General features: G+C 73.5%; 21 protein-coding genes. 14 read left to right on the top strand and 7 right to left on the bottom strand.

Annotated elements, in window-relative coordinates:
* The first annotated feature begins 16 nt into the window (after positions 1 to 16).
* The 4 genes from ACWDAS_RS22900 to ACWDAS_RS22885 all read left to right on the top strand — a co-directional run bounded on the left by ACWDAS_RS22900 (position 17) and on the right by ACWDAS_RS22885 (position 6,394).
* Positions 17 to 2,314: a beta-xylosidase/alpha-l-arabinosidase gene (locus ACWDAS_RS22900; RefSeq protein ID WP_450393904.1), complete on the top strand. Its 2,298-nt coding sequence runs from the start codon at positions 17 to 19 to the stop codon at positions 2,312 to 2,314.
* Entirely contained in the window at positions 2,311 to 3,915 is a 1,605-nt protein-coding gene (locus tag ACWDAS_RS22895) for a glycoside hydrolase family 43 protein (RefSeq protein ID WP_450393847.1), read from the top strand. Before ACWDAS_RS22900 ends, ACWDAS_RS22895 begins: the two co-directional genes overlap by 4 nt.
* A 14-nt stretch (positions 3,916 to 3,929) precedes the next feature.
* Positions 3,930 to 4,901, top strand: a complete 972-nt coding sequence (locus ACWDAS_RS22890; RefSeq protein ID WP_450393846.1) for an acetylxylan esterase — start codon at positions 3,930 to 3,932, stop codon at positions 4,899 to 4,901.
* Positions 4,902 to 5,050: 149 nt separating this feature from the next.
* Positions 5,051 to 6,394, top strand: coding sequence for a hypothetical protein (locus ACWDAS_RS22885; protein ID WP_450393843.1), 1,344 nt, complete (start codon positions 5,051 to 5,053; stop codon positions 6,392 to 6,394).
* Between the two features lie 71 nt (positions 6,395 to 6,465).
* Here the strand turns inward: ACWDAS_RS22885 and ACWDAS_RS22880 are convergent, their stop codons facing one another.
* The 3 genes from ACWDAS_RS22880 to paaI all read right to left on the bottom strand — a co-directional run bounded on the left by ACWDAS_RS22880 (position 6,466) and on the right by paaI (position 9,141).
* Complete coding sequence (locus ACWDAS_RS22880) at positions 6,466 to 7,263, bottom strand: ArsR/SmtB family transcription factor (RefSeq protein ID WP_450393841.1); 798 nt, start codon at positions 7,261 to 7,263, stop codon at positions 6,466 to 6,468.
* Positions 7,264 to 7,384: 121 nt separating this feature from the next.
* A complete protein-coding gene (paaK, locus tag ACWDAS_RS22875) occupies positions 7,385 to 8,731 on the bottom strand; it encodes a phenylacetate--CoA ligase PaaK (protein WP_450393838.1) in 1,347 nt (448 codons plus the stop codon).
* Positions 8,731 to 9,141 (bottom strand): hydroxyphenylacetyl-CoA thioesterase PaaI, encoded by a 411-nt coding sequence (gene paaI / locus ACWDAS_RS22870; RefSeq protein WP_450393901.1) that lies wholly within the window; start codon positions 9,139 to 9,141, stop codon positions 8,731 to 8,733. Before paaI ends, paaK begins: the two co-directional genes overlap by 1 nt.
* 110 nt (positions 9,142 to 9,251) lie before the next feature.
* On the opposite strand from paaI, the gene ACWDAS_RS22865 reads away from it, so the two are divergent.
* The 7 genes from ACWDAS_RS22865 to ACWDAS_RS22835 all read left to right on the top strand — a co-directional run bounded on the left by ACWDAS_RS22865 (position 9,252) and on the right by ACWDAS_RS22835 (position 15,361).
* A complete protein-coding gene (locus ACWDAS_RS22865; RefSeq protein ID WP_450393835.1) occupies positions 9,252 to 10,457 on the top strand; it encodes a thiolase family protein in 1,206 nt (401 codons plus the stop codon).
* A 110-nt stretch (positions 10,458 to 10,567) separates the two neighbouring features.
* Positions 10,568 to 11,551 carry a 1,2-phenylacetyl-CoA epoxidase subunit PaaA gene (gene paaA / locus ACWDAS_RS22860; protein ID WP_450393832.1) on the top strand — a complete coding sequence of 328 codons (984 nt, stop codon included), beginning with the start codon at positions 10,568 to 10,570 and terminating at the stop codon, positions 11,549 to 11,551.
* A complete protein-coding gene (gene paaB / locus ACWDAS_RS22855; RefSeq protein WP_450393830.1) occupies positions 11,548 to 11,856 on the top strand; it encodes a 1,2-phenylacetyl-CoA epoxidase subunit PaaB in 309 nt (102 codons plus the stop codon). The genes paaA and paaB overlap by 4 nt, the downstream gene beginning before the upstream one ends.
* A gap of 9 nt (positions 11,857 to 11,865) precedes the next feature.
* Entirely contained in the window at positions 11,866 to 12,723 is an 858-nt protein-coding gene (gene paaC / locus ACWDAS_RS22850; RefSeq protein WP_450393827.1) for a 1,2-phenylacetyl-CoA epoxidase subunit PaaC, read from the top strand.
* The gene (gene paaD / locus ACWDAS_RS22845) at positions 12,720 to 13,241 is read left to right on the top strand and encodes a 1,2-phenylacetyl-CoA epoxidase subunit PaaD (protein WP_450393824.1); all 522 of its coding nucleotides are present in this window, start codon (positions 12,720 to 12,722) and stop codon (positions 13,239 to 13,241) included. The genes paaC and paaD overlap by 4 nt, the downstream gene beginning before the upstream one ends.
* Positions 13,241 to 14,350 carry a 1,2-phenylacetyl-CoA epoxidase subunit PaaE gene (gene paaE / locus ACWDAS_RS22840; RefSeq protein ID WP_450393822.1) on the top strand — a complete coding sequence of 370 codons (1,110 nt, stop codon included), beginning with the start codon at positions 13,241 to 13,243 and terminating at the stop codon, positions 14,348 to 14,350. Before paaD ends, paaE begins: the two co-directional genes overlap by 1 nt.
* Positions 14,351 to 14,419: 69 nt before the next feature.
* The gene (locus tag ACWDAS_RS22835; protein ID WP_450393819.1) at positions 14,420 to 15,361 is read left to right on the top strand and encodes an anti-sigma factor RsbA family regulatory protein; all 942 of its coding nucleotides are present in this window, start codon (positions 14,420 to 14,422) and stop codon (positions 15,359 to 15,361) included.
* A gap of 65 nt (positions 15,362 to 15,426) precedes the next feature.
* On the opposite strand, the gene ACWDAS_RS22830 is transcribed toward ACWDAS_RS22835, so the two are convergent.
* The 4 genes from ACWDAS_RS22830 to ACWDAS_RS22815 form a co-directional block, all read right to left on the bottom strand.
* Positions 15,427 to 15,612 (bottom strand): CsbD family protein, encoded by a 186-nt coding sequence (locus ACWDAS_RS22830; RefSeq protein ID WP_450393816.1) that lies wholly within the window; start codon positions 15,610 to 15,612, stop codon positions 15,427 to 15,429.
* Positions 15,613 to 15,665: 53 nt separating this feature from the next.
* Positions 15,666 to 16,478 (bottom strand): ribonuclease BN, encoded by an 813-nt coding sequence (locus tag ACWDAS_RS22825; RefSeq protein ID WP_450393814.1) that lies wholly within the window; start codon positions 16,476 to 16,478, stop codon positions 15,666 to 15,668.
* 8 nt (positions 16,479 to 16,486) lie between these two features.
* Positions 16,487 to 16,747 carry a hypothetical protein gene (locus ACWDAS_RS22820; protein WP_450393811.1) on the bottom strand — a complete coding sequence of 87 codons (261 nt, stop codon included), beginning with the start codon at positions 16,745 to 16,747 and terminating at the stop codon, positions 16,487 to 16,489.
* A 289-nt stretch (positions 16,748 to 17,036) separates the two neighbouring features.
* Entirely contained in the window at positions 17,037 to 17,498 is a 462-nt protein-coding gene (locus tag ACWDAS_RS22815; protein WP_450393809.1) for an SRPBCC family protein, read from the bottom strand.
* 225 nt (positions 17,499 to 17,723) lie between these two features.
* On the opposite strand from ACWDAS_RS22815, the gene ACWDAS_RS22810 reads away from it, so the two are divergent.
* The 3 genes from ACWDAS_RS22810 to ACWDAS_RS22800 all read left to right on the top strand — a co-directional run bounded on the left by ACWDAS_RS22810 (position 17,724) and on the right by ACWDAS_RS22800 (position 22,399).
* Positions 17,724 to 20,129, top strand: a complete 2,406-nt coding sequence (locus ACWDAS_RS22810) for a SpoIIE family protein phosphatase (RefSeq protein WP_450393807.1) — start codon at positions 17,724 to 17,726, stop codon at positions 20,127 to 20,129.
* Positions 20,130 to 20,204: 75 nt separating this feature from the next.
* Positions 20,205 to 20,645 (top strand): Lrp/AsnC family transcriptional regulator, encoded by a 441-nt coding sequence (locus ACWDAS_RS22805; RefSeq protein WP_431963055.1) that lies wholly within the window; start codon positions 20,205 to 20,207, stop codon positions 20,643 to 20,645.
* 95 nt (positions 20,646 to 20,740) lie between these two features.
* Positions 20,741 to 22,399 carry an amidohydrolase gene (locus ACWDAS_RS22800; RefSeq protein ID WP_450393803.1) on the top strand — a complete coding sequence of 553 codons (1,659 nt, stop codon included), beginning with the start codon at positions 20,741 to 20,743 and terminating at the stop codon, positions 22,397 to 22,399.
* The last annotated feature ends 352 nt before the right edge of the window (positions 22,400 to 22,751 follow it).

The following is a 22,751-nucleotide window of genomic DNA, read 5'->3' as shown; positions in this document are numbered from 1 at the left end:
GGCGCTCATCCGCGACATGACCCTGGACGAGAAGATCGCCCAGCTCTACGGCGTCTGGGTCGGCGCCTCCAACGAGGGCGCCGAAGTCGCCCCCCACCAGCACGACATGGACGAGCCGCCGAGCCTGGACGACCTCCTGCCGGACGGCCTCGGACAGCTCACCCGGCCCTTCGGCACCGTCCCGGTCGACCCCGCCCTCGGCGCCCTGTCCCTGATGCGCACCCAGGAACGGATCGCCGCCGCCAACCGGTTCGGCATCCCGGCCATGGCCCACGAGGAGTGCCTCGCGGGCTTCGCGGCCTGGGGCGCCACCACCTACCCCGTCCCGCTTTCCTGGGGCGCCTCGTTCGACCCCGAGCTGGTGCGGGTGATGGCCGCGGCCATCGGCCGCGACATGCGCTCGGTCGGCGTGCACCAGGGCCTCGCCCCCGTCCTCGACGTCGTGCGCGACGCGCGCTGGGGCCGGGTCGAGGAGACCATCGGTGAGGACCCCTACCTCGTCGGCACCATCGCCACCGCCTACATCCAGGGCCTGGAGTCCGCGGGCATCGTGGCCACCCTGAAGCACTTCGCCGGCTACTCGGCCTCCCGCGCCGGCCGCAACCTGGCCCCGGTCAGCATGGGCCCGCGCGAGCGCGCCGACGTCGTCCTGCCGCCCTTCGAGATGGCGGTCAGGGAGAGCGGCGTCCGCTCCGTGATGCACGCGTACACCGACACCGACGGCGTGCCCTCGGCCGCCGACGAGGAACTCCTGACCGGGCTGCTCCGCGACACCTGGGGCTTCGACGGGACGGTGGTCGCGGACTACTTCGGGATCGCCTTCCTCAAGACGCTCCACGGCGTCGCCGCCGACTGGGCGGACGCCGCCCGCACCGCCCTCACCGCGGGCGTCGACGTGGAGCTGCCCACCGTCAAGACCTTCGGGCAGCCCCTGCGGGACGCCGTCGCCGCGGGCCTGGTCGACGAGAAGCTCGTCGACCGCGCGCTGCGCCGGGTACTGACCCAGAAGGCGCAGCTCGGCCTGCTCGACCCGGACTGGAGCCCGGTGCCGCCCGCGCTCGCCGGTGCCGACCTCGGCGACCCGCAGGGCCTGCGCGGCACGGTCGACCTCAACTCCGCCGCCCACCGCGAACTGTCGCGGCGCCTGGCCGAGCAGTCCGCCGTCCTGCTGAGCAACGACGGCACTCTGCCGCTGGACCGGCCCACCCGCATCGCGCTGATCGGCCCCCAGGCCGAGACCCCGACCGCGGTCCTGGGCTGCTACTCCTTCCCCGTGCACGTCGGGGCGCAGCACCCGGACACCCCGGTCGGCATCGAACTGCCCACGCTGCGCCAGGCCCTGGTGGCCGAGTTTCCCGGCGCCGAGATCGTCACCGTCGCCGGCTGCGGCATCGATGACAGCGATGTCTCCGGCCTCGCGGCGGCCGTACGCGCGGCCCGCGACGCCGACGTGGTCATCGCCGCGCTCGGCGACCGGGCCGGCCTCTTCGGGCGCGGTACCAGTGGCGAGGGCTGCGACGCGGAGTCGCTCACCCTTCCCGGTGTGCAGCAGCGGCTCCTCGACGCGCTCCTGGACGCGGGCACGCCGGTCGTGCTCACCCTGCTGGCGGGACGCCCGTACGCCCTCGGGCGTGCCGTCACGGAGGCCGCCGCCATCGTGCAGTCCTTCTTCCCCGGGCAGGAGGGCACCCCGGCGCTCGCCGGAGTGCTGAGCGGGCGGATCAACCCGTCCGGGCGGCTGCCCGTCAGCGTGCCCCGGCACCCGGGCGTGCAGCCCTCCACCTACCTGGCGGCACCGCTGGCGCGGGCGAGCGACGTCTCCAACATCGACCCGGCCGCGGCCTTCGGCTTCGGCCACGGGCTGACGTACACGGCCTTCGAGTGGTCCGCGCCGCAGGTGCACGGCGCCGCCGACGGCCGTGCCGTCACCGGCACCGACGGCGAGGTCGAGCTGTCCTTCACCGTCCGCAACGCCGGCGCGCGCGCGGGCAGCGAGGTCGTCCAGGTCTATCTGCACGACCCGATCGCCTCGGTCGTGCAGCCGGTGCAGCGGCTCGTCGGCTATCTGCGGGTCCCGCTGGAGGCGGGCGAGGCGCGCCGCATCGGCGTCACCGTCCCCGCCGACGTCGCGGCCTTCACCGGCCGGGACGGCCGGCGTGTCGTGGAACCGGGGGAACTGGAACTGCGGCTGGCCGCCTCCAGCACCGAGGTCCGGTTCACCGTACGGGCCGAACTGACCGGCGCGGCACGGCAGGTGGACCACACCCGGCGGCTGCACGCCGTCCTCACCTCCGCCCCGGAGGAGTCCCGGTGATCCTGCCCGAAGGGACGGGGGAGGCGGCGCGGTCCGTCGCCAACCCCGTCCTGCCGGGCTGCCATCCCGATCCGAGCGTCTGCCGGGTCGGGGCCGACCACTACCTGATCACCTCGACGTTCGAGTACTTCCCGGGCATCCCGGTCTTCCACAGCCGGGACCTCGTCCACTGGCGGCGGATCGGGCACGTCCTGGACCGGCCCTCCCAGGTCGACCTGGGTTCCGTCGCGTCCTCCGAGGGGATCTTCGCCGCGACGATCCGCCACCACGCCGGCCGCTTCTACGTCATCACGACGCTGGTCGGCGGCACGGGCCGGGGCGGCACCTTCGTCGTCACCGCCACCGACCCCGCCGGGCCCTGGAGCGACCCGGTCTGGCTGGACGACGCTCCGGGCATCGACCCCTCCCTCTTCTTCGACGACGACGGCCGCGCCTGGTGCACCGGCACGCGCCTCGCCGAGCCGGGGGAGTGGGAGGGGCAGACCGACGTCTGGCTCCGGGAGTTCGACGTCGAGGCGATGGCGTTGACCGGTCCGGAGCACCTGCTGTGGCGCGGGGCGCTGCACGGCGCGGTGTGGGCGGAGGGACCCCACCTCTACAAGGTGGACGGCCGGTACTACCTGCTGGCGGCCGAGGGCGGGACCGAGCACCGGCACGCCGTCAGCGCCGCCCGCGCCGACCACGTCACCGGCCCCTACACCGGCAATCCGGCCAACCCGGTGTTCACCCACCGGCACCTGGGCCGCGACTTCCCCGTCGTCGGCGTCGGCCACGCCGACCTGGTGCGGACCGCGGCGGGGGAGTGGTGGGCGGTACTGCTCGGCAGCCGCCCGTACGGCGGCTACCACCCCAACCTCGGGCGGGAGACCTTCCTCGTCCCCGTGAGCTGGGAGGACGGCTGGCCGCTCTTCGCACCCGGCGCGGGCACGACGCTCGGGCCCTTCCGGCCGCCGGTGACCGGCGGTCCCGCCGACGAGCCCCACCCGGAGCCGGTCAGGGACGACTTCGACGGCCCCGAGCTGCGCACGCACTGGAACCAGGTGCGCACCGGGGAGCCGTTCTGGTCGCTGACCGAGCGCCCCGGCTCGCTCCGGCTGCCCCTCGGCCCGGCGACGCTCGCCGACGTCGGCACCCCCTGCTTCCTCGGCCGGCGGCAGCAGCACCAGGACGTCAGCGTCTCGGCGATCCTCGACGTGGCACCCCGGGAGCCGCAGGAGTGGGCGGGGCTCGCGGTCCGCCAGTCCGAGGCGGACCACCTGGTGCTGGCGGTCGCCGGGGACGGTCACGGCGGCCGCCGTGTGCTCGCCGCACGCCGGGCCGGGGGCAGGCAACGGATCGTCGCGGAGGCGCCGTTGCCCCCGGGGCCGGTGGTCCTGCGCATCCACGCCGAGGGCCAGCGCTACGGGCTGCGCTACCTCCCGGCCGGCGCCGCCGACACCGCGGAGCTCGAACTGGCCGCTGTGGACGGCGGATTCCTCAGCTCACCCCGCGCCGGCGGCTTCCTCGGCGTATGGCTCGGCCCGTACGCCACCGCCCACGGCGCCCACTCCACCACCGTCGCCGGCGTCGACTGGTTCGACTACCGGCCCCTCACCCCCTGATCCCGGAACGGACGATGTTCACCGATCTCCCCGAGGCCGAACTGCGGGACTACCGCAGCGGCCAGACCGCGCCGGACGACTTCGACGAGTTCTGGCGCACCACGCTCGCCGAGTCGCGCGCCGCCGGAGCCGGAGCCGGAGCCGTCACGGTCACGCCGGCGGCCGGTCCGCGGTTGCGCACCGTGGACGTCTTCGACGTCACCTTTCCCGGGTACGGGGGCGAGCCCGTACGGGCCTGGCTGCGGCTGCCGCACGGCGCCGAGGGGCCGCTTCCGGCGGTCGTCCAGTACGTCGGTTACGGCGGCGGCCGGGGCCACGCCCTGGACAACCTGCTGTGGGCGTCCGCGGGCTTCGCCCACTTCCACATGGACACCCGGGGCCAGGGCTCGGGCTGGAGCCGGGGCGACACCCCCGATTCCGGCACCACGGGCCCGCAGGCACCCGGGATGATGACCCGCGGCATCGACGACCCGCACACGTACTACTACCGCCGCCTCTTCACGGACGCCGTGCGCGCCGTGGACGCGGTCCGCGCGCTGCCCTCCGTGGATCCCGCACGCGTCGCCGTGCTCGGGGCGAGTCAGGGGGGCGGCACCGCGCTGGCGGTGGCCGCGCTCGCGCCGGAGGTCCACGCGCTGGTCGCGCACGTCCCGTTCCTCTGCGACTTCCCCCGGGCGACGGTGATCACGGACGCGGACCCGTACCGGGAGATCGGCCGCTACCTCGCCGTGCACCGCGCCGACGCCGGCCGGGTCCATCGCACCCTGTCCTACTTCGACGGCGTCAATTTCGCGGCCCGCGCCCGCGTACCGGCCCGCTTCTCGGCGGCCCTGATGGACGACATCACGCCGCCCTCGACGGTGTTCGCCGCGTACAACGCGTACGCGGGCCCGAAGGAGATGGCCGTCTGGCCCTGGAACGGCCACGAGGGCGGCGCGATCGACGACGACGAGGAGGCGTTGGCCTTTCTCCGCGCGCGGCTGTGACGGACGGGCGCGCTGCATGGCTCAAAACTGCACCTGGGAGCGGTAGTCGGAGCACAAGGCGTACAACCTTGACCCGTCCTTGATCGTCCAACGGGTGCGCCGGAGACCCCGGTGCCCCACTCATGTGGCCCTACCCTTTGGGGAAAGTCATGCGATCTGACTCCGTCGGGCGCTCGCTGCGCCTCGGAGCCTCCGCCGTCGCGGCGGCCGGCCTGTTCGTGGCCGGTCTCGCCGTGCCCGCGCACGCCGCCGCCCAGGAGACCGACCAGCTGTGGATCAACGCGCCGTACGAGCAGTCGCTGCTGCTCGGCACGGGCGGCGGCGAACCGCAGTCCCGCACGCTCGACATCGGCGTCTACCACGACAACGACCACTTCACGGTCACCGACGGCAAGGTCACCGTGGACGTCACGGGGCTCGCGGGCGTCGCGGAGGTGACCTGGCCGGCGAACTGCGCGCCCAGCGGGACCACCGCGGTCTGCGACGTACCCGAGGTGCCCGTGATCGGGCCCGACTACGGCAGCCAGATCCACCTCTCGGTCCGCGCGGCGGACGGTGCGGCCGCGGGGGCGCAGGGCCGGATCACCTACGGGGCGACGGCCACCGGCGGCCCCGACGGTACCCTCACCGCGCCGCAGGACAGCTTCGACACCACGCTCACCGTCGCCTCCGGGCCCGACCTGGGGATCGCGGACATCGCCCCGATCGAGCACGCCGCCCCCGGCGACACCAGGAAGCTCCCCTTCAGGCTGACCAACAACGGCAACGAGAGCGCGCAGGGCTTCACGCTGAAGTTCACGGCCTCGCACGGCATCCAGAGGCTGACCAAGTACAAGCGGTGCACGTACACGGCGTCGAACGACGGTGAGTACGCCCCGATGACGTACGCGACCTGCACCTTCGGCCGGGTGCTGGCACCGGGTGAGTCCTTCGAGCTGCCCAAGCCGCTGAAGGTGGCGCTGGCCCCGTACGCGCTGAACGAGCGGCTGGACATCAGCGTCGAGCCCGGCGGGGGCGCCGAGGACATCGAGAGCCGCGACAACTACGTGGCGGTGGGGATCGGCGCCGACAACACCGCGGACTTCTCGGTGACGGGCGACTCGGTCACCGGCGCGGCGGGCGAGACGGCGACGGCCCGCCTCACGTTCAGGAACAACGGTCCGGCCTGGTTCGGCAACCTCGGCTCCGGGGACCCGGTCGCCAAGGTCCGGCTGATCGTCCCCGCGGGCACCAAGGTCACCGGTGTCCCGTCCGGCTGCGCCCCGCACACCCTCTCCGGCGGCTACTACCCGCAGCAGACGGGGGCGCCGCGCTATGACTGCGCCCTTCCGTACTGGGTGCTGGAGAACACCGAGCGCTCGTACGACTTCTCGCTGAGGATCGACACCGTGGTCCCCGGCACGACGGGTGCCGTGAGCATTCACCCCGAGTTCGGCGAGTTCCCGTTCGATCCGGACGCCACGAACAACACGGCGGTCCTGGCGGTCAACTGACGTGACGTGACCTGAACCTGGCGCGTGGTGCGGGCCCTCCCGCACCACGCGCCCCGGCGCCGATGGGCGGCTCAGCGGCCCTTCGGCTCGGGCAGCGGCTCGCCGGTCTCCAGCAGCGTCTTGAGGCCGGACATCAGTGCCGGCCAGCCCTGGGAGACCATCCCCAGCACCGTGCTGCCCGGGGCGTGGGCCTCGTGCACGACGGTCAACCTGACCGTCTCGCCGAGCGGTTCGATCTCGAACGTCACCTGGGAGCGGCGTTCATCGGCGAGCCGGGCGCGCACCTCCTCGCTCACCCCGGCCTTCGCGGCCCACTCGGCGGTGAAGGTGTGCCAGGTGTAGGACAGCCGGCGCGGCGGGTCGGACTCCAGCACGACCTGGGCCGGATCCGCGGTGCGCGCGCCGCCCTCCTCCCAGACCATGGCCGATCCGGCCGCCCAGTCCGTCTCGAAGGTCACTCCCCAGTAGCGGCGCGTGAACGCCGGGTCGGTGAGCGCCTGCCAGAGGCGGTCCGGTGTGGTGCGGATGTAGGTCGTGTAGACGAATGCGGTCTCGCTCATGGGTGCCTGCTCCAATGCCCTCTGCAGGTCGGCGAGTGCCTGCGCGCGCTCGCGGTCGTACCGGTTGATCCATCGCTCGGCGATGGCGTTGATCGGAGCGGCGTTGAGGTAGTGCAGTTTCTCCCGGCCCCGCCGGACCGTGGTGACCAGGCCGGCCTCCTCCAGCACGGCCAGGTGCTTGCTGACCGACTGCCGGGCCATGTCCAGCCCCGCGCACAGTTCGCGCAGTGTCTGCCCGTTGCGCGCGTTGAGGCTGTCGAGCAGTCGCCGGCGGCTGGCGTCGGCCAGCGCCTTGAACACCTCGTCCATTCCGCTCTCTCGCCGTCCCCGAAAAGGCAGCCGGGTGGCTGCCTTTTCAAGATAGGCAGCCATCCGGCTGCATGTCAACGCGATGCGGCCAGGGTGCGGTGTCCTCGTGCGGTCGCGGCGGCTACTGCGCCCGCAGGTCCCGTACGCGGCGGATCTTGCCGACCGAGCGCTCGACGGTGTCCGGGTCGACGACCGTCACCTCGACGCTGATGCCCACACCGTCCTTGACGCCCGCGGCGATCGACCGGGCCGCCTCCTCGCGCCGCTCGGCCCCCGCGTCGGGGCGGGCCTCGACGACGACCTGCATGTGGTCCATGCGGCCGCGCTTGGTGAGCCGGATCTGGAAGTGCGGGGCCACGCCGGGCGTGCGCAGCACGATCTCCTCGATCTGGCTGGGGAAGACGTTCACCCCGCGCAGGATGATCATGTCGTCGGAGCGCCCGGTGATCTTCTGGATGCGGCGGAAGGCGGGGCGCGCGGTGCCGGGCAGCAGCCGGGTCAGGTCGCGGGTGCGGTAGCGGATGATCGGCAGCGCCTCCTTGGTGAGGGACGTGAAGACCAGCTCGCCCTCCTCGCCCTCAGCCACCGGCTCACCGGAGATCGGGTCGACGATCTCGGGGTAGAAGTGGTCCTCCCACACGTGCAGGCCGTCCTTGGTCTCCACGCACTCCTGGGCGACGCCCGGACCGATCACCTCCGACAGGCCGTAGATGTCCACGGCGTGGATGTCCATGCGCTCCTCGATCTCCCGGCGCATCTCCTCCGTCCACGGCTCCGCGCCGAAGATGCCCACCCGGAGCGAGGTGCCGCGCGGGTCCACGCCCTGGCGCTCGAACTCGTCGAGCAGGGTGAGCATGTACGAGGGGGTCACCATGATGATCTCGGGCTCGAAGTCCTGGATGATCTGCACCTGGCGGGCCGTCATGCCACCGGAGGCGGGGATCACCGTGCACCCGGCGCGCTCGGCGCCGTAGTGCGCGCCAAGGCCTCCGGTGAACAGGCCGTAGCCGTAGGAGACGTGCACCTTGTGGCCGGGACGGCCGCCGGCGGCGCGTATTGAGCGGGCCACCACGTCGGACCACATGGACAGGTCGTTCTCGGTGTAGCCCACCACGGTGGGCAGGCCGGTCGTGCCGCTGGAGGCGTGGACGCGGCGCACCTGGTCCATGGGGACGGCGAACATGCCGAAGGGGTAGTTGTCGCGCAGGTCGGCCTTGGTGGTGAAGGGGAAGCGCGTCAGGTCTTCCAGGCTCGCGCAGTCATCGGGCTTGAGCCCCGCCTCGTCGAACTTCTTCCGGTAGGCCTCGACGTTCTCGTACGCGTGGCGCAGCGTCGTCCGCAGCCGGGTGAGCTGGAGCTCCCGCAGCTCCTCGAGGGTCAGCTTCTCGGCGGCGTCCAGCAAGCCGTGGGGGAGCGGCTCTCCCAGGCGCGCCACCGAGGCGGCCCGGTCCGTCGACTCGCTGCTCATCAGTTCTCCTTCGTGCGTCCGATGCTGCGGCTGCGCCCGCGGAACTCCGCGATCACTTCGTCGCCCCGCAGGATGCTCACGTCGTAGATGCCGCTGCGGCCGAAGCGGGTGCGCTCGTGCGCGGTGGCCAGCAGTTCGTCGCCCTCGTGGGCGGGGGCGACGAAGGTGATGTCGGCCCCGGCCGCCACCGTCACCGGTCCGTGGCTGTTGCAGGCGCAGGCGAAGGCGGTGTCGGCGAACAGGAAGAGATAGCCGCCGTGGGCGATCCCGTGCCCGTTGACCATCGCGGGCGCGACGGTCATGCGGAGCACGGCGGTCCCCTCGCCCGTCTCCAGCAGCTCGATGCCCAGGCTCCGCGAAGCCTCGTCCGCGGCGAACATGCTCGCCGCCGGGCCCTGCGTCGCGTCCATGGCCTGCCTCACGATCGTCACCACCCTTGTGAACCGACCGAACATTCGGTTAGCGTGCGGCACGCCCAAGGTAATCCAGCATCCGAACTGCCTGTCAAGAGGTGGAACGCATGTCCCAGCACCTCCCCCCGCGCCCCGCCGGCGAGGTCTTCCTGATCGACGGCGCCCGCACCCCGCAGGGCCGCTACGGCGGCGCCCTCGCCTCCGTGCGCCCCGACGACCTGGCGGCCCTGGTGGTCGGCGAGGCCGTGCGCCGCGCCGGCATCCCGGCCGAGGCCGTGGACGAGGTGATCCTCGGCGCCGCCAACCAGGCCGGCGAGGACAACCGCGACGTCGCCCGGATGGCCGTACTGCTGGCCGGTCTGCCGCACACGGTGCCCGGCTACACCGTCAACCGGCTGTGCGCGTCCGGGCTCACCGCAGTCGCCTCGGCGGCGCAGGCGATCCGGGCAGGCGAGGCGGACCTCGTCGTCGCCGGCGGCGTGGAGTCCATGACCCGCGCGCCCTGGGTGATGGCCAAGCCCGGCACGCCCTGGGCCAAGCCGGGCGAGGTGCACGACACCTCCCTGGGCTGGCGCTTCACCAACCCGCGCTTCACCCCCATGGACACCCTGTCCATGGGGGAGACCGCGGAGGAGGTCGCCGCGCTCGACGGCGTCACCCGCGCCGACTCCGACGCCTTCGCGCTCCGCAGCCACCGGCGGGCCGTCGCCGCCCAGGAGGCCGGCCGCTTCGACCGGGAGATCGTGCCCGTCGCGGTCAAGGACGGCGAGGTCACCCGTGACGAGGGCCCGCGCCCGTCCACCACCCTGGAGAAGCTGGGAACCCTGCGCACGATCTTCCGCAAGGACGGCATCGTCACCGCGGGCTCCTCGTCGCCGCTGTCCGACGGCGCGGCCGCCCTGGTCGTGGCGAGCGGCGCGGCCGTCGAGCGCTACGGCCTCACCCCCCGCGCCCGCATCGTCACCACCGCCACGGCGGGCGTCGAACCCCACCTGATGGGCCTCGGGCCCGTTCCCGCCACCGAGAAGGCCCTCGCCCGCGCCGGATGGCAGACCGGCGACCTCGACGCCGTCGAGCTCAACGAGGCCTTCGCCGCCCAGGCCCTCGCCGTCGTCCGCCGCCTGAAGCTGGACGAGGAGCGGGTCAACGCCGACGGCGGCGCCATCGCCCTCGGCCACCCGCTCGGCTGCTCCGGCGCCCGCATCCTGCTCACCCTCCTCGGCCGGCTGGAGCGCGAGGACGCCCGCCGCGGCCTCGCCACCCTCTGCGTCGGTGTCGGCCAGGGCGTCGCGATGCTGGTGGAGCGGGTGTGAGCGGGGCGCCCCGCGGCCCGCGCGCAACCGTCGTCCACAGGGCTTGCCGGGCGCGGGAAACTTCGTCAGACTGTAACCGAACGAATGGTCGGTAGGGGAAGCTGGTATCGATGACCACACCGAACGCCGCCGTGCCGGCGGAGGGCGCGCAGGCGCCGCTCCAGGAGCACTTCGACGCCACGATCGCGCGGGACCAGCGGATCGAGCCGCGGGACTGGATGCCCGACGGCTATCGCAAGACGCTGATCCGGCAGATCGCGCAGCACGCGCACTCGGAGATCATCGGCATGCAGCCCGAGGGCGAGTGGATCACCCGTGCCCCGTCGCTGCGCCGCAAGGCCATCCTGTTCGCGAAGGTCCAGGACGAGGCCGGGCACGGCCTCTATCTGTACTCGGCCGCCGAGACCCTCGGCGCCGATCGCGCGGACCTCACGCAGCGCCTGATCGAGGGCCGCCAGAAGTACTCCTCGATCTTCAACTACCCCACCCTCAGCTTCGCCGACGTCGGCGTCATCGGCTGGTTCGTCGACGGCGCGGCCATCTGCAACCAGGTGCCGCTGTGCCGCTCCTCCTACGGGCCGTACGCGCGGGCCATGGTGCGCATCTGCAAGGAGGAGTCCTTCCACCAGCGCCAGGGCTACGAGCTGCTGATGACGATGATGCGCGGCACCGAAGCCCAGCGGGCGATGGTGCAGGACGCGGTCGACCGCTGGTGGTGGCCGTCCCTGATGATGTTCGGCCCGCCCGACGGCGACTCGCCCAACTCGGCCGCCTCGATGGCCTGGAAGATCAAGCGACACAGCAACGACGAGCTGCGCCAGCGGTTCGTCGACATGACCGTCCCGCAGGCCGACAAGCTCGGTGTCACCCTGCCCGACCCCGAGCTGCGCTGGAACGAGGAGCGCGGCCGGCACGACTTCGGCACCCCCGACTGGTCGGAACTGCAGCGCGTCATCAGCGGCGACGGGCCGTGCAACAGCGAGCGGGTGGCACGCCGCCGCTCCGCACACGAGGAAGGCGCCTGGGTGCGCGAGGCCGCGACCGCCCACGCCGCCAAGCAGGCGGCACGGGCAGAGGAAGGAGCCGTGGCATGAGCACCACCGGCGACAGCACGACCCGGGGCGAGTGGCCCCTCTACGAGGTGTTCGTCCGCGGCAAGCGCGGCCTGAACCATGTCCACGTCGGCTCCCTGCACGCCGCCGACGACCGCATGGCGCTCACCCACGCCCGTGATCTGTACACACGGCGCAACGAGGGCGTGAGCATCTGGGTGGTGCGCTCGGAGCACATCGCCGCGTCGACGCGGGACGAGAAGGACCCCTTCTTCGCCCCCAGCGCCGACAAGGTCTACCGGCACCCCACCTTCTACGACATCCCCGAAGACGTCCCCCACATCTAGGAGCAGGGCATGAGTGACGAGCACGTCTACCTGTCCCTGGCCGAGGGACACGACGACGGCGACGCCCGCTGGGCCTTCGGCACCGGCTTCGAGGACCCGCTGCACGGTGTGGACACCGCCGTCCCCGAAGGCGTGGACGCCGCGGAGCTGGCCGCCCGATGCCTTGCGCTCGGCGACGACGCCCTGGTCGGCGCCCAGCGCCTGGCCGAGTGGTGCACCCGGGCGCCCGAGCTGGAGGAGGAGGTGGCCCTCGCCAACATCGGGCTCGACCTGCTCGGCCAGGCCCGCCTGCTCTACTCCCGCGCCGGCCAGGTGGACGGCACGGGACGCGACGAGGACGCCTACGCCTACCTCCGGGACGCCGCCGACTTCCGCAACGTCCGCCTCGCCGAACTGCCCGGCGGCGACTTCGCCTTCTCCATGGCCCGGCTGCTCGTCCTTTCCTGCTGGCGGCTGGCGCTCTTCGAGCGCCTCGCCCGCACCGCTCAGGACCCGGTGCTCGCCGCCATCGCCGCCAAGGGCGTCAACGAGCTGACCTACCACCGGCAGTACGCCGCCGAGTGGACGGTACGGCTCGGCGACGGCACGCAGGAGTCGCACCGCCGGATGCGGGCCGGCCTGGAGCAGGTCGCCCCGTACGTCGACGAGCTCTTCGCGGCCACGGCGGCGTCCGGGGTCGACCGGGCCGAGGTGGAGGAAGAGGTGACCGCCGCGCTGCGCCAGGTCACCGAGGCCGCCGGCCTGCCGCCGGTCGTTGCCGAGCCGCTGCCCGGCCACGGACGCCGGGGCGACCGCACCGAACACCTGGCCCCGCTCCTCGCCGAGCTGCAGGGCGTCGCCCGTGCCCACCCCGGAGCGGTCTGGTGAGCGCCGTGACCACGCTCACCGACGCGCACCGGGCGGCCCGCGTCGCCGCCCAGGTGCCGGACCCCGAGCTGCCCATGCTCACCCTGGCCGACCTCGGCGTCCTGCGCGATGTCGAGGTCGCCCCGGACGGCACGGTCGTCGCCAGCCTCACCCCCACCTACTCGGGCTGCCCCGCCATGGCCGAGATGCGCGCCGACGTGGCCGCCCGGCTGCGCGCGGCCGGTTTCCACCGGGTCGAGATCCGCACCGTCCTTGACCCGCCGTGGACCACCGACTGGATCACCCCCGCGGGCCGTCGCAAGCTCGCCGAGCACGGCATCGCACCCCCCGGCCCCGCCCCCCGGCGCGCCGCCGGGCCGGTGCCGCTGGTGCTCACCCCCACCCGGCGCGCCGTGGCCTGCCCCCGCTGCGGCTCGGCCGACACCGAGGAGACCTCGCGCTTCGCCGCCACCTCCTGCAAGGCCCTGTGGCGCTGCCGCGCGTGCCTGGAGCCGTTCGAGTACGTCAAGGAGATCTGATGGCCCCGACCACCCCCGCCCCGCAGGCGCCGGCTCCGCGCGTCCGCCGCCGCCCGGTCTTCCACGCCCTGCGGGTCGCCGCGGTCGAGCCGCTGTGCGAGGACGCCGCCGCCGTCAGCTTCGACATACCGGACGAGCTGGCCCAGGAGTTCGCCTTCGCGCCCGGTCAGTCGCTCACCCTGCGCCGCGAGATCGACGGCCGGGACGAGCGCCGCTCGTACTCCATCTGCTCTCCCGCCGGCGCCACCCCGCGCATCGGCGTGCGCGTCGTCCCCGGCGGCCTGTTCTCCTCGTGGCTGGTGCACGAGGTCCGTCCCGGCGACACCGTCGAGGTCATGGGGCCGACCGGCGCCTTCACACCCGATCTCACCGGGCCCGGGCACCATGTGCTCATCGCCGCGGGGTCGGGCATCACCCCGATGCTCTCCATCGCCGAGTCGGTCCTCGCCGCCGACCTCGGGTCCCGGGTCACCCTCTTCTACGGCAACCGGCGTACCGACACGGTCATGTTCGCCGATGAACTCGCCGAGCTGAAGGACCTCCACCCGGCACGGTTCCAGCTCGCCCACGTGCTCTCCCGCGAGCCACGCGAGGCCGAGCTGCTCTCCGGCCGTCTCGACGCCGAGCGGCTCGCCGCCCTCGTCGAGGGCCTGGTCGACGTCCCGGCCGCCGACCACTGGTGGCTGTGCGGCCCGCACGGCATGGTCGTCGACGCCCAGCGGGTCCTCTCCGGTCTCGGCGTGCCCGAGGGCCGGGTGCACCAGGAGCTGTTCTACGCCGAGGACGAGCCGGTGACCCCGGTGCACCATGAGGACGCCGTGGCCGAGGGCCCGGTCAGCCAGGTCACCATCACCCTGGACGGCCGCACCACCACCGCCGCGCTGCCGCGCGACCGCAGCGTCCTCGACGGCGCCCAGCGCACCCGCCCCGACCTGCCCTTCGCCTGCAAGGGCGGCGTCTGCGGCACCTGCCGCGCGCTCGTCACCGACGGCAAGGCCGACATGCGGCGCAACTTCGCCCTCGAAGCCTCCGAGGTCGACGCGGGTTATGTGCTGACCTGTCAGAGCTATCCCGTGTCCGACAGCCTGACGGTCGACTTCGACAGCTGACGCCTCGTCGGCACCCCCCACCCTCGGAAGCCGGTTGATAGGGTCGGTCCGGGGGTGGGAGGTGACGACGTGCTGAGCGAGGTCGGCGAGATCTCCGACGCCGGTCCGTTCGTGCATCCCGCGCTGTTCTACCGGAACACACGGGAGTACACGGCCGGGACGGTGCCGTTCCTGCTGGAGGCACTGGACGCGGGGGAGCCGGTCGCTGCCGCCGTGCCGTCGGGCAATCTCGCCCTGCTGCGTGCCGAGTTGGGCCCGCGCGGCGCCGGCGTGCGCTGGATCGACATGGAGCAGGCCGGGCGCAACCCCGGCCGCATCATCCCCGGCGTCCTGCGTGACTTCGCCGACGCCCACCCTTCGGGCCGCGTACGGATCATCGGGGAGCCGGTCTGGCCGGGACGGACGGCCCTGGAGTACCCGGCGTGCGCCCAGCACGAGGCGCTGATCAATCTGGCGTTCGCCGGACGTGCCGTGACGATCCTCTGCCCCTATGACGCGGCCCGGCTGGACGCAGCGGTGCTGGCGGAGGCCCGTGCCACGCATCCCGTGGTGGTCGCCGGCGGCCGGGAGGAACGCAGCTGCGACTACGCGCCACGCCGGGTCATCGCCACTCACAACCGCCTGCCGGTGCATCCGTCCGGCGCCTTCGCCTTCGGCTTCGCGGAGCCCGGACTCGCCGACGCGCGGCACCTCGCGACGGACGAGGCCCGCCGGCTGGGCCTGCACGCCGAGCGGCTCGCCGAGTTCTCGATAGCCGCGGGGGAACTGATCACGAACAGCGTGGTGCACGGCGGCGGTTCGGGTGTCATTCGCGTCTGGGCCGAGAACGGGCACGTGGTCGGCGAAGTCCACGACCGCGGCCGGCTTGCCGACCCGCTCGCCGGCCGCAGGCCCGCGTCCAGGGATCTGCCCCACGGCAGGGGCCTGCTGATGGTGCACCGCCTCGCCGATCTCGTACGGCAGCGTACGGGCGGTGACGGCACCACCATCCGCTTCTACCTGCGCCCGTGACCGCGGGACCGGCGGGCGCACTGCGCTCCGCCGGTCCCGCGGTTCGTGTTCATGAGGGGTCGGCGTCAGCGGCCGAAGGCGTCCTTCCCCGCGTCCTTGCCCTTCTCCACGACCTGCTTGACGTCGCCCCCGACCTGATCCGCCTTGCCCTTCCTGCGCAGGCTCTCATCGCCGGTCAGCTTGCCCGTGGCCTCCTCGGCTTTGCCCTTCATCTTCTGGCCGGCGTGCTTGGCCTTCTTCTCCGCACCCATGGGGCTCTCCTTCCGGGGCTCCGATCAACGCTCCCCTCCGCCTGCCCGGAAGGTCATGGATGAAACCTTTTGTGCGGGTCCTGCAGGTGCCGGCCCAGCAGGGCGCCCCCGAACACCACGAAGCCCACACCGATCAGCCAGCACTGCACGACAAGTACGGTGCCGACGGCCCCGTACGACACGGCATTGGTAACGATCAGCGGGGAGAACACCAGGGAGGAGAAGATCCGCAGCCCGATGAGGCCGGCCATGGTGGCGACGGCCCCGGGCACCAGCGCCGCCCACGGCACCTGCCCGGCCAGCAGGAAGTACTGCCCCCACCAGAAGAAGAGGAAGCCCAGCGCGACGGCCGTGCCGCCGCGGAGCACCGTGTCCGGCCACCCGTGTCCCAGCACGGCCCCGCTCTGCGCCTCCGCGAACAGGTACGCCGTCAGCGCCGCGAGCCACACCGCCCGCCGCCACGCGTGGTGCCACGGATTGGGCGGCACCTCCCAGATCCGGGTGTAGCCGACCTCGACGCACGCCGCGAAGGACAGCCCGAACAGCGCCAGCGCCAGCAGGCTCAGCCCGCTCGTACTGCTGATCACGTTGCGCGGCGCGGCGAACAGCCTGCGTACGGCCTCCGCCGGCGCCGCCGACAGCCCCATGCCGTCCACGACCCACTCCGCGAAGCCGTAGCCGTGGAAGGGGACAGCCGCGGCGACCACGATCAGCAGCGGCACGAGCGTCACCAGGCCGAGAGCCGCGAAACCCATGGAGCGCTGCAGCAGTTCCAGCTCCCCGCCCTGGTGCCACATACGGCCCGCCCGCGAGTCCCGCCACGCCAGGTACGGATGCCGAAGCCACCGGGCCACCCCGCCGGCCATCGCACACCTCAGCGCAAGGCGGCGCGGGCCGCCGCGCGGCGTACCGTCTCCCCCCGGTCCCCCCGGTCCCACGTACGCTCCGGCAGGTTCTTCAGCAGCTTCTGCGTCATCCACCCGGAGTACACCTTGTACCGCCGTGCCGCCACTCCGAGGGCGTCCCTCGGCCCGGGCATGCTCCGCCGGCCCTCGACGTTCCCTGCGGCGAGGCGACCGGGGGTCGTACCGGCCGCGTGGTCGTCGGGATGGGTCCCCAGGGCTTTGGAGCGCATGGTCCGTTCTCCTTGTTCAGCCGGCCCGACCGCGCGCCCACCGGCAGGGGAACTCGTGGGGCGGTCCGCCGGTACGACGTCCTCGAGGCGCGATCCTGCCGCCGCCCGAGCGGTACGGCGGCGGTCAGGTGAGGGGGCGGGAGCTTGCTCCGACAGCTGCTCGGGCCTCATGAAGGGCGACTTTCCGGATACGTCCAGGACAAACCGTGGAGCGGCGGCCGGGCGGGCGCGATGCCCACGCACCCGGCCCGCCCCGGCGGTCACCGCCAGGTCCCGGCGGCGCCGACGGTCATCCGCCCGGCGCGACCCGGCCGCGCCAGGCCCCGGTCTCGCTGCCCCGCTCCTCGATGAAGTGCTTGAAGCGCCGCAGGTCGCCCCTCGCCCGCCGGTCCACGACGCCGAGCGCGTCAGCGGCTTTCTCCGCGAGGCCGGAGGTCTCGAGCTCCATGGCCAGGTTGACCCGGGTGTGCGACGCGTCCAGCTCCTGGAACGTCACGACGCCGCGCTGGCGGACGTCACCGGTGATGGTGCGCCACGCGACCCTTTCGTCCGGCAGCTGGTCGATGATTTCCGTGTCGAATTCCCGGCGGGCACCGGCGACATTCGTCACCCAGTGGTTGTGCCGGTCGTCGACCTGGCTCACCTGCTCCACGCCCTCCATGAAGTTCGGGAATTCCTCGAATTGCGTCCACTGGTTGTATGCCGTGTGCAGCGGAACGTCGACGTCGACGGATTCGCTGATCGTGCCCATGAGTTCTCTCCTTTCGAGGAAACGTCGGTGGGTCGGCTTCCCGGTGCGCAGGTGCCTAACCGCCCCGATCCGGTAGTGGGACCGCAGGCGACCGGAATTGCCGCGGGAATCCGGCCGCGGAAGAAGGAAACGAACCCGTGTGCGAGGAGAACCGGCGCCGCCCCGTGCCGCACAGCGCCCCCGCCGGGCGCCTCTCCCGTGAGGGGATTGTGCGATGCTCACAGAGTGAGCCACGACGGAGCCGTTTCCGCGTCCGGTGGCCGGCCGGAAGAGCGATCCGCGGCCGACCAGCTGGCTCGCACCGTGGCCAGGCTGCGGGCCGAACTGGACGAGCAGCGGCTCGCCGCACCTGGCCGGACCGCCGTGGAACGGGCCAAGGGCGTGCTCATGGAACGCCTCGCGCTGGCGCCAGGCGCCGCGCACGAGGAACTGGAGCGGCGCGCGAACCGTGCCGGGCGCACCGTGCTGGAGGAGGCATGGGCGCTGCTCGGTGACATCCACGCCTCCGGCGCGCTGCGCCCCGCACCGCGCGTGGAGCCGGAGGCCGAGGCAGATGCCGCACCCGGGGCACGGGACGGTGACCTCCGCTCCGTCTTCACCTCGTCCCGGTACATGTCCCGGCACGGCAGTGCCGCACCCGGCCCGCGGGGACTGGGCGGCGTGCTCGCCGCAGTGGGTACGGCGGAGGAACTGGCCGGGCTGCTGGTGGAGCAGCTGGGGGAGACGGCGGGCGTCGACGCCGTCCTGCTCTACGCAGGCGCACCGGCGGGCGGACTGGACCTGGTCGCCCACGCCGGCGTCGACGCGGGCACCGCCTCCGCGTGGGGCCACGTGCCGCCGCTGTCCGGGCTGGCGCCCGTGGAGGCCGCCCGGCTGGGCCGGGCGGTCTGGCTCTCCGGCCTCGACAAGGACGGCGCCGACCGCGCGCTTCTCGGCGACCGCCCCGGCACGTGGGCCTCTCGCGCGTGGCTGCCGCTGAACCGGGGCCACGACGTCGTCGGCGTTGCCGGTTTCCTGCGCGAGCGCCCCGACGACTTCGGCGCCGCCGACCGTGCCCTGCTGACGGCCACCGCGCGGGCGTGTGCCGGCTGCCTGCCACCCGCGCCCGCCGCCGCGTGGTCGGCGACCGTACAGGCCGTCTTCGACACGCTGTACGAGGCGGCCGTCCTGCTGGTCCCCGTACGCGGCCTGGAGGGCGAGGTCACCGACTTCCGCATCGAGGCGGCGGCGCCGGCCTCGGTGGACGTGGCGGGCCGTACCGGGCGCGAGCTGGCCGGGCTGCGCGTGCTGGAGTGCTACCCGACCGTGGCGGGCACCCCGCTGTGGCAGGGGTACCTCGACGCGCTCGCCACCGGCGAGCCCTACGAGAGCGAGCCCTTCGAGTACCACGAGGTCGCGGCAGGCGTCCCGCGCAGCTCGACGTACTCCGTGAACGCGGCACGCCTCGGCGACGCCCTGGTCGTCTCCTGGGTCCGGCACGACACCGCGGACCGCGAGGCGGAGCGGCTGCGCCGGCTGCAGCACCTCGGCAACCTCGGATGGGCCGACTGGGACCTGGTCGGCGGCACCCTGTCCTGGTCACCGCAGGTGTACACGGTCTTCGACCGGGACCCGGAGCTCGGGCCGATGCCGCTCGACGAGCTGCCGCAGCACCTCTTCCCCGACGACCTGCCCGTGGTCGGCACCGCCGTACGGGCGCTGCTGGGCGAGGGCAGGTCCGTGGACGTGCCGTTCCGGATCCGCACCGAACACGGCACCCGCCACCTGAGGATGGTCGGCGAGGCCGTCACGGACGCCGAGGGCACCCCGGTGATGGTGCACGGCTTCTTCCAGGACCTGACGGCCCTGCGCCACGGCCAGATCGCGCTGGACGAGGCCCAGCGGGCCTTCAGCTCGCAGCAGCGGACCCTCAACGCGGAGCACATCCTCGCGCGGCGGCTGCAGCGCGCCCTGCTGCCCGTCCCCGAGGAGCCCTTCGAGCTGGACGGCGGCGTGAGCTGCGACATCTCCTACCTCCCGGCCGAGAGCACGATCCAGATCGGCGGCGACTGGTTCACCGCGGCCGAACTCCCCGACGACTCGGTGCTGCTCGGCGTGGGCGACGTCGCCGGCCACGGCGTCGAGGCGGTCGCGACGATGGCCGAGCTCCGCTACGGGGCCGAGGCCATGGCCCTGAGCGGCACGCCCCCGCACCGCGTGCTGGAGCGCCTCAACCAGGTGCTCATGAACACCGGGTCCGCCACCGCCACCATGGTCCTGGCCCACTACCGGCCCGGCGACCGCGTCCTCACCTGGGCGCAGGCCGGGCACCCGCCCATACTCCACCTGCGCGACGGCCGCGCCGAGTACCTGGAGCGGCCCCAGGGGCGGATCCTCGGCGCCGGCCGCGACAGCGTGTACGCCCTGTCCGAGACCCGGCTGGGCCCCGGGGACCGGCTCTTCCTCTTCACCGACGGCCTCATCGAGCGCCGCGGCCAGGACCTGGACTCCGGCCTCGCCAACCTCGCCCGTGTCGCCGAGCGGGTCGCCACCGAGGACTGCACGACGGTGGCCGCCGTGCTCACCCACGCCCTCGGCCCGGCCAACCCGCGCGACGACACCTGCCTGCTCTGCATCCGCATCTGCGCCTGACCGGCACGGCGCCGTTGGCCCTGAGCGGACGGCCGGATACCGCCCACGACTGCGGACCCTGTAGGTTCTTGCGCTGTGGAGGAGCTGGACAGGCAGATCGTGGAACTTCTCGTGGCCGACGGGCGCATGAGCTACACCGACCTGGGCAAGGCCACCGGCCTGTCCACCTCCGCGGTGCACCAGCGCGTCCGCCGCCTGGAGCAGCGCGGTGTGATCCGCGGGTACGCGGCGCTCGTGGACCCGGAGTCGGTGGGGCTGTCGCTGACCGCGTTCATCTCGGTCAAGCCCTTCGACCCGAGCGCCCCGGACGACATCGCCGACCGGCTCGCCGAGGTGCCCGAGATCGAGGCCTGCCACAGTGTGGCGGGCGAGGAGAACTACATCCTCAAGGTCCGGGTGGCCACCCCGATCGAGCTGGAGCACCTGCTCGCGAAGATCCGCACCCTGGCCGGGGTCTCCACCCGCACCACGGTGGTCCTCTCCACGCCGTACGAGGCGCGCCCACCGCGCGTCTGAGGCCCCCCGCGGCCTCGACCCACCGCACCATCCCGTCCCCTCGCCCCCACCGGGGCCCAGGGCGGACCCAACATCACATCGCGAGGCGAAACCCAGTGCCGCACACCACGAACGAGCCCACCACCAGCGGATCCGGCGCGAGCCGCACCGTGCTGCTGCGCGGCGGCAACGTCTACAGCCCCGCCGACCCCTTCGCCACGGCCATGGTCGTCGACGGCGGCACGGTCGCCTGGGTCGGTTCCGAGGGCGCCGCGGACTCCTTCGCGGCGGGCGTCGACGAGGTGATCGACCTCGCCGGGGCGCTGGTCACCCCCGCCTTCACCGACGCCCACGTGCACACCACCGCGACCGGCCTGGCCCTCACCGGCCTCGACCTGGCCCCCGCCCGGGACCTCGCCGACGCCCTCGCCCGCGTCACCGCGTACGCGCACGCCAACCCCGGCCACCGGGTGCTGCTCGGCCACGGCTGGGACGAGAGCCGCTGGCCCGGGCAGCGCCCGCCGACCCGCGCCGAGCTGGACGCGGCGACCGGCGGCCGCCCCCTGTACCTGACCCGCGCCGACGTCCACTCCGCGGCCGTCACCACCGCCCTGCTGGCGCTGGTCCCCGGCGTCGAGGCGATGGCCGGCCACCACCCCGACGGGCCGCTCACCCGCGACGCCCACCACGCGGTCCGGCGCGCCGCCTACGCCGCCGTCACCCCCGAGCAGCGCGCTGCCGCCCAGCGGGCCGCGCTCGCCCACGCCGCCTCCCTGGGCATCGGCGCCGTCCACGAGTGCGCGGGCCCGGACATCTCCTCCGAGGACGACCTCACCGCGCTGCTGCGGCTCGCCGAGGCGGAGCCGGGGCCGCGGGTCTTCGGTTACTGGGCGGAGGCCGTGACCGGCCCCGAGGACCTCGACCGGATCCGGGACCTGGGCGCCGTCGGCGCCGGCGGCGACCTCTTCGTCGACGGCTCCATCGGCTCCCGTACGGCCTGCCTGCACGCCCCGTACACCGACGCCCCCGGCAGCACCGGTACGGCCTACCTGGACGCGGCCGCGATCGCCGACCACGTGGCCCTGTGCACCGAGGCCGGTGTCCAGGCCGGCTTCCACGCCATCGGCGACGCCGCCGTGGCCGCGGTCGCCGACGGGGTGCGCGAGGCCTCCCGCCGGGTGGGACTGGACCGGGTGCGCGCGCTGCGGCACCGCGTCGAGCACGCCGAGATGATGACCGAGGACACCGTCGCCGCCTTCGCCGAGCTGGGCCTGGTCGCCTCCGTGCAGCCCGCCTTCGACGCCGCCTGGGGCGGCGAGGACGGCATGTACGCCCAGCGGCTCGGCGCCGAGCGGGCCCGCACCCTCAACCCGTTCGCCGCCATGACCCGGGCCGGTGTGCCCCTCGCCCTCGGCTCCGACAGCCCGGTCACTCCGCTCGACCCCTGGGGCACGGTGCGGGCCGCCGCGTTCCACCGCACCCTGGACCACCGCATCTCCGTGCGCGGCGCGTTCAACGCCCACACCCGCGGCGGCTGGCGTGCCGTCGGCCGCGACGAGGCGGGCGTCCTCGTCCCCGGCGCCCCCGCCGACTACGTGCTGTGGCGGGCCGGTGACCTGGTCGTCCAGGCCCCCGACGAGCGGGTCGCCAACTGGTCCACCGACCCGCGCTCCGGCACCCCCGGTCTGCCCGAGCTCACCCCCGGGCTCCCGCTGCCGACGGCACTGCGCACGGTGGTCGGCGGCCGTACGGTCTTCGCACGGCCGAACGAGTGACGGGTCAACGGCTGATGCCCCGAACGGTTCTCCGTCGGGATGGCGTGGAACTTTCCACGGCCTCGCGTTGACCTGCTGATTTGGTCAATCCGCGCAGGTCAAGCGGCTGTTGACAGGCGATGGTCGGGGGCGAGTAGGTTCGGCCGGGTCCACCACCGGACGTCCGACCGGATTTCCGTGCGCCGACGGCCGCAGCTGGGCCAGGGGGCGTCGCGCCACAGGCGCGCGCCACTGGAAGCCAGGTCCAGCGCTCGCGGCACGGAACGCGGTCCGCCTCGTCGTGAGGCTCCGCCCGGTCGGCAGGTGTGACCCGGGAGGGGCCCGGACGCCCAGTAGACAACGGCCTTGTCGC

Source organism: Streptomyces sp. NPDC001070 (genome assembly GCF_053598835.1).
The sequence above is the reverse complement of the archived record's forward strand: the minus strand, read 5'-3'. Positions and strand labels throughout refer to the sequence as shown.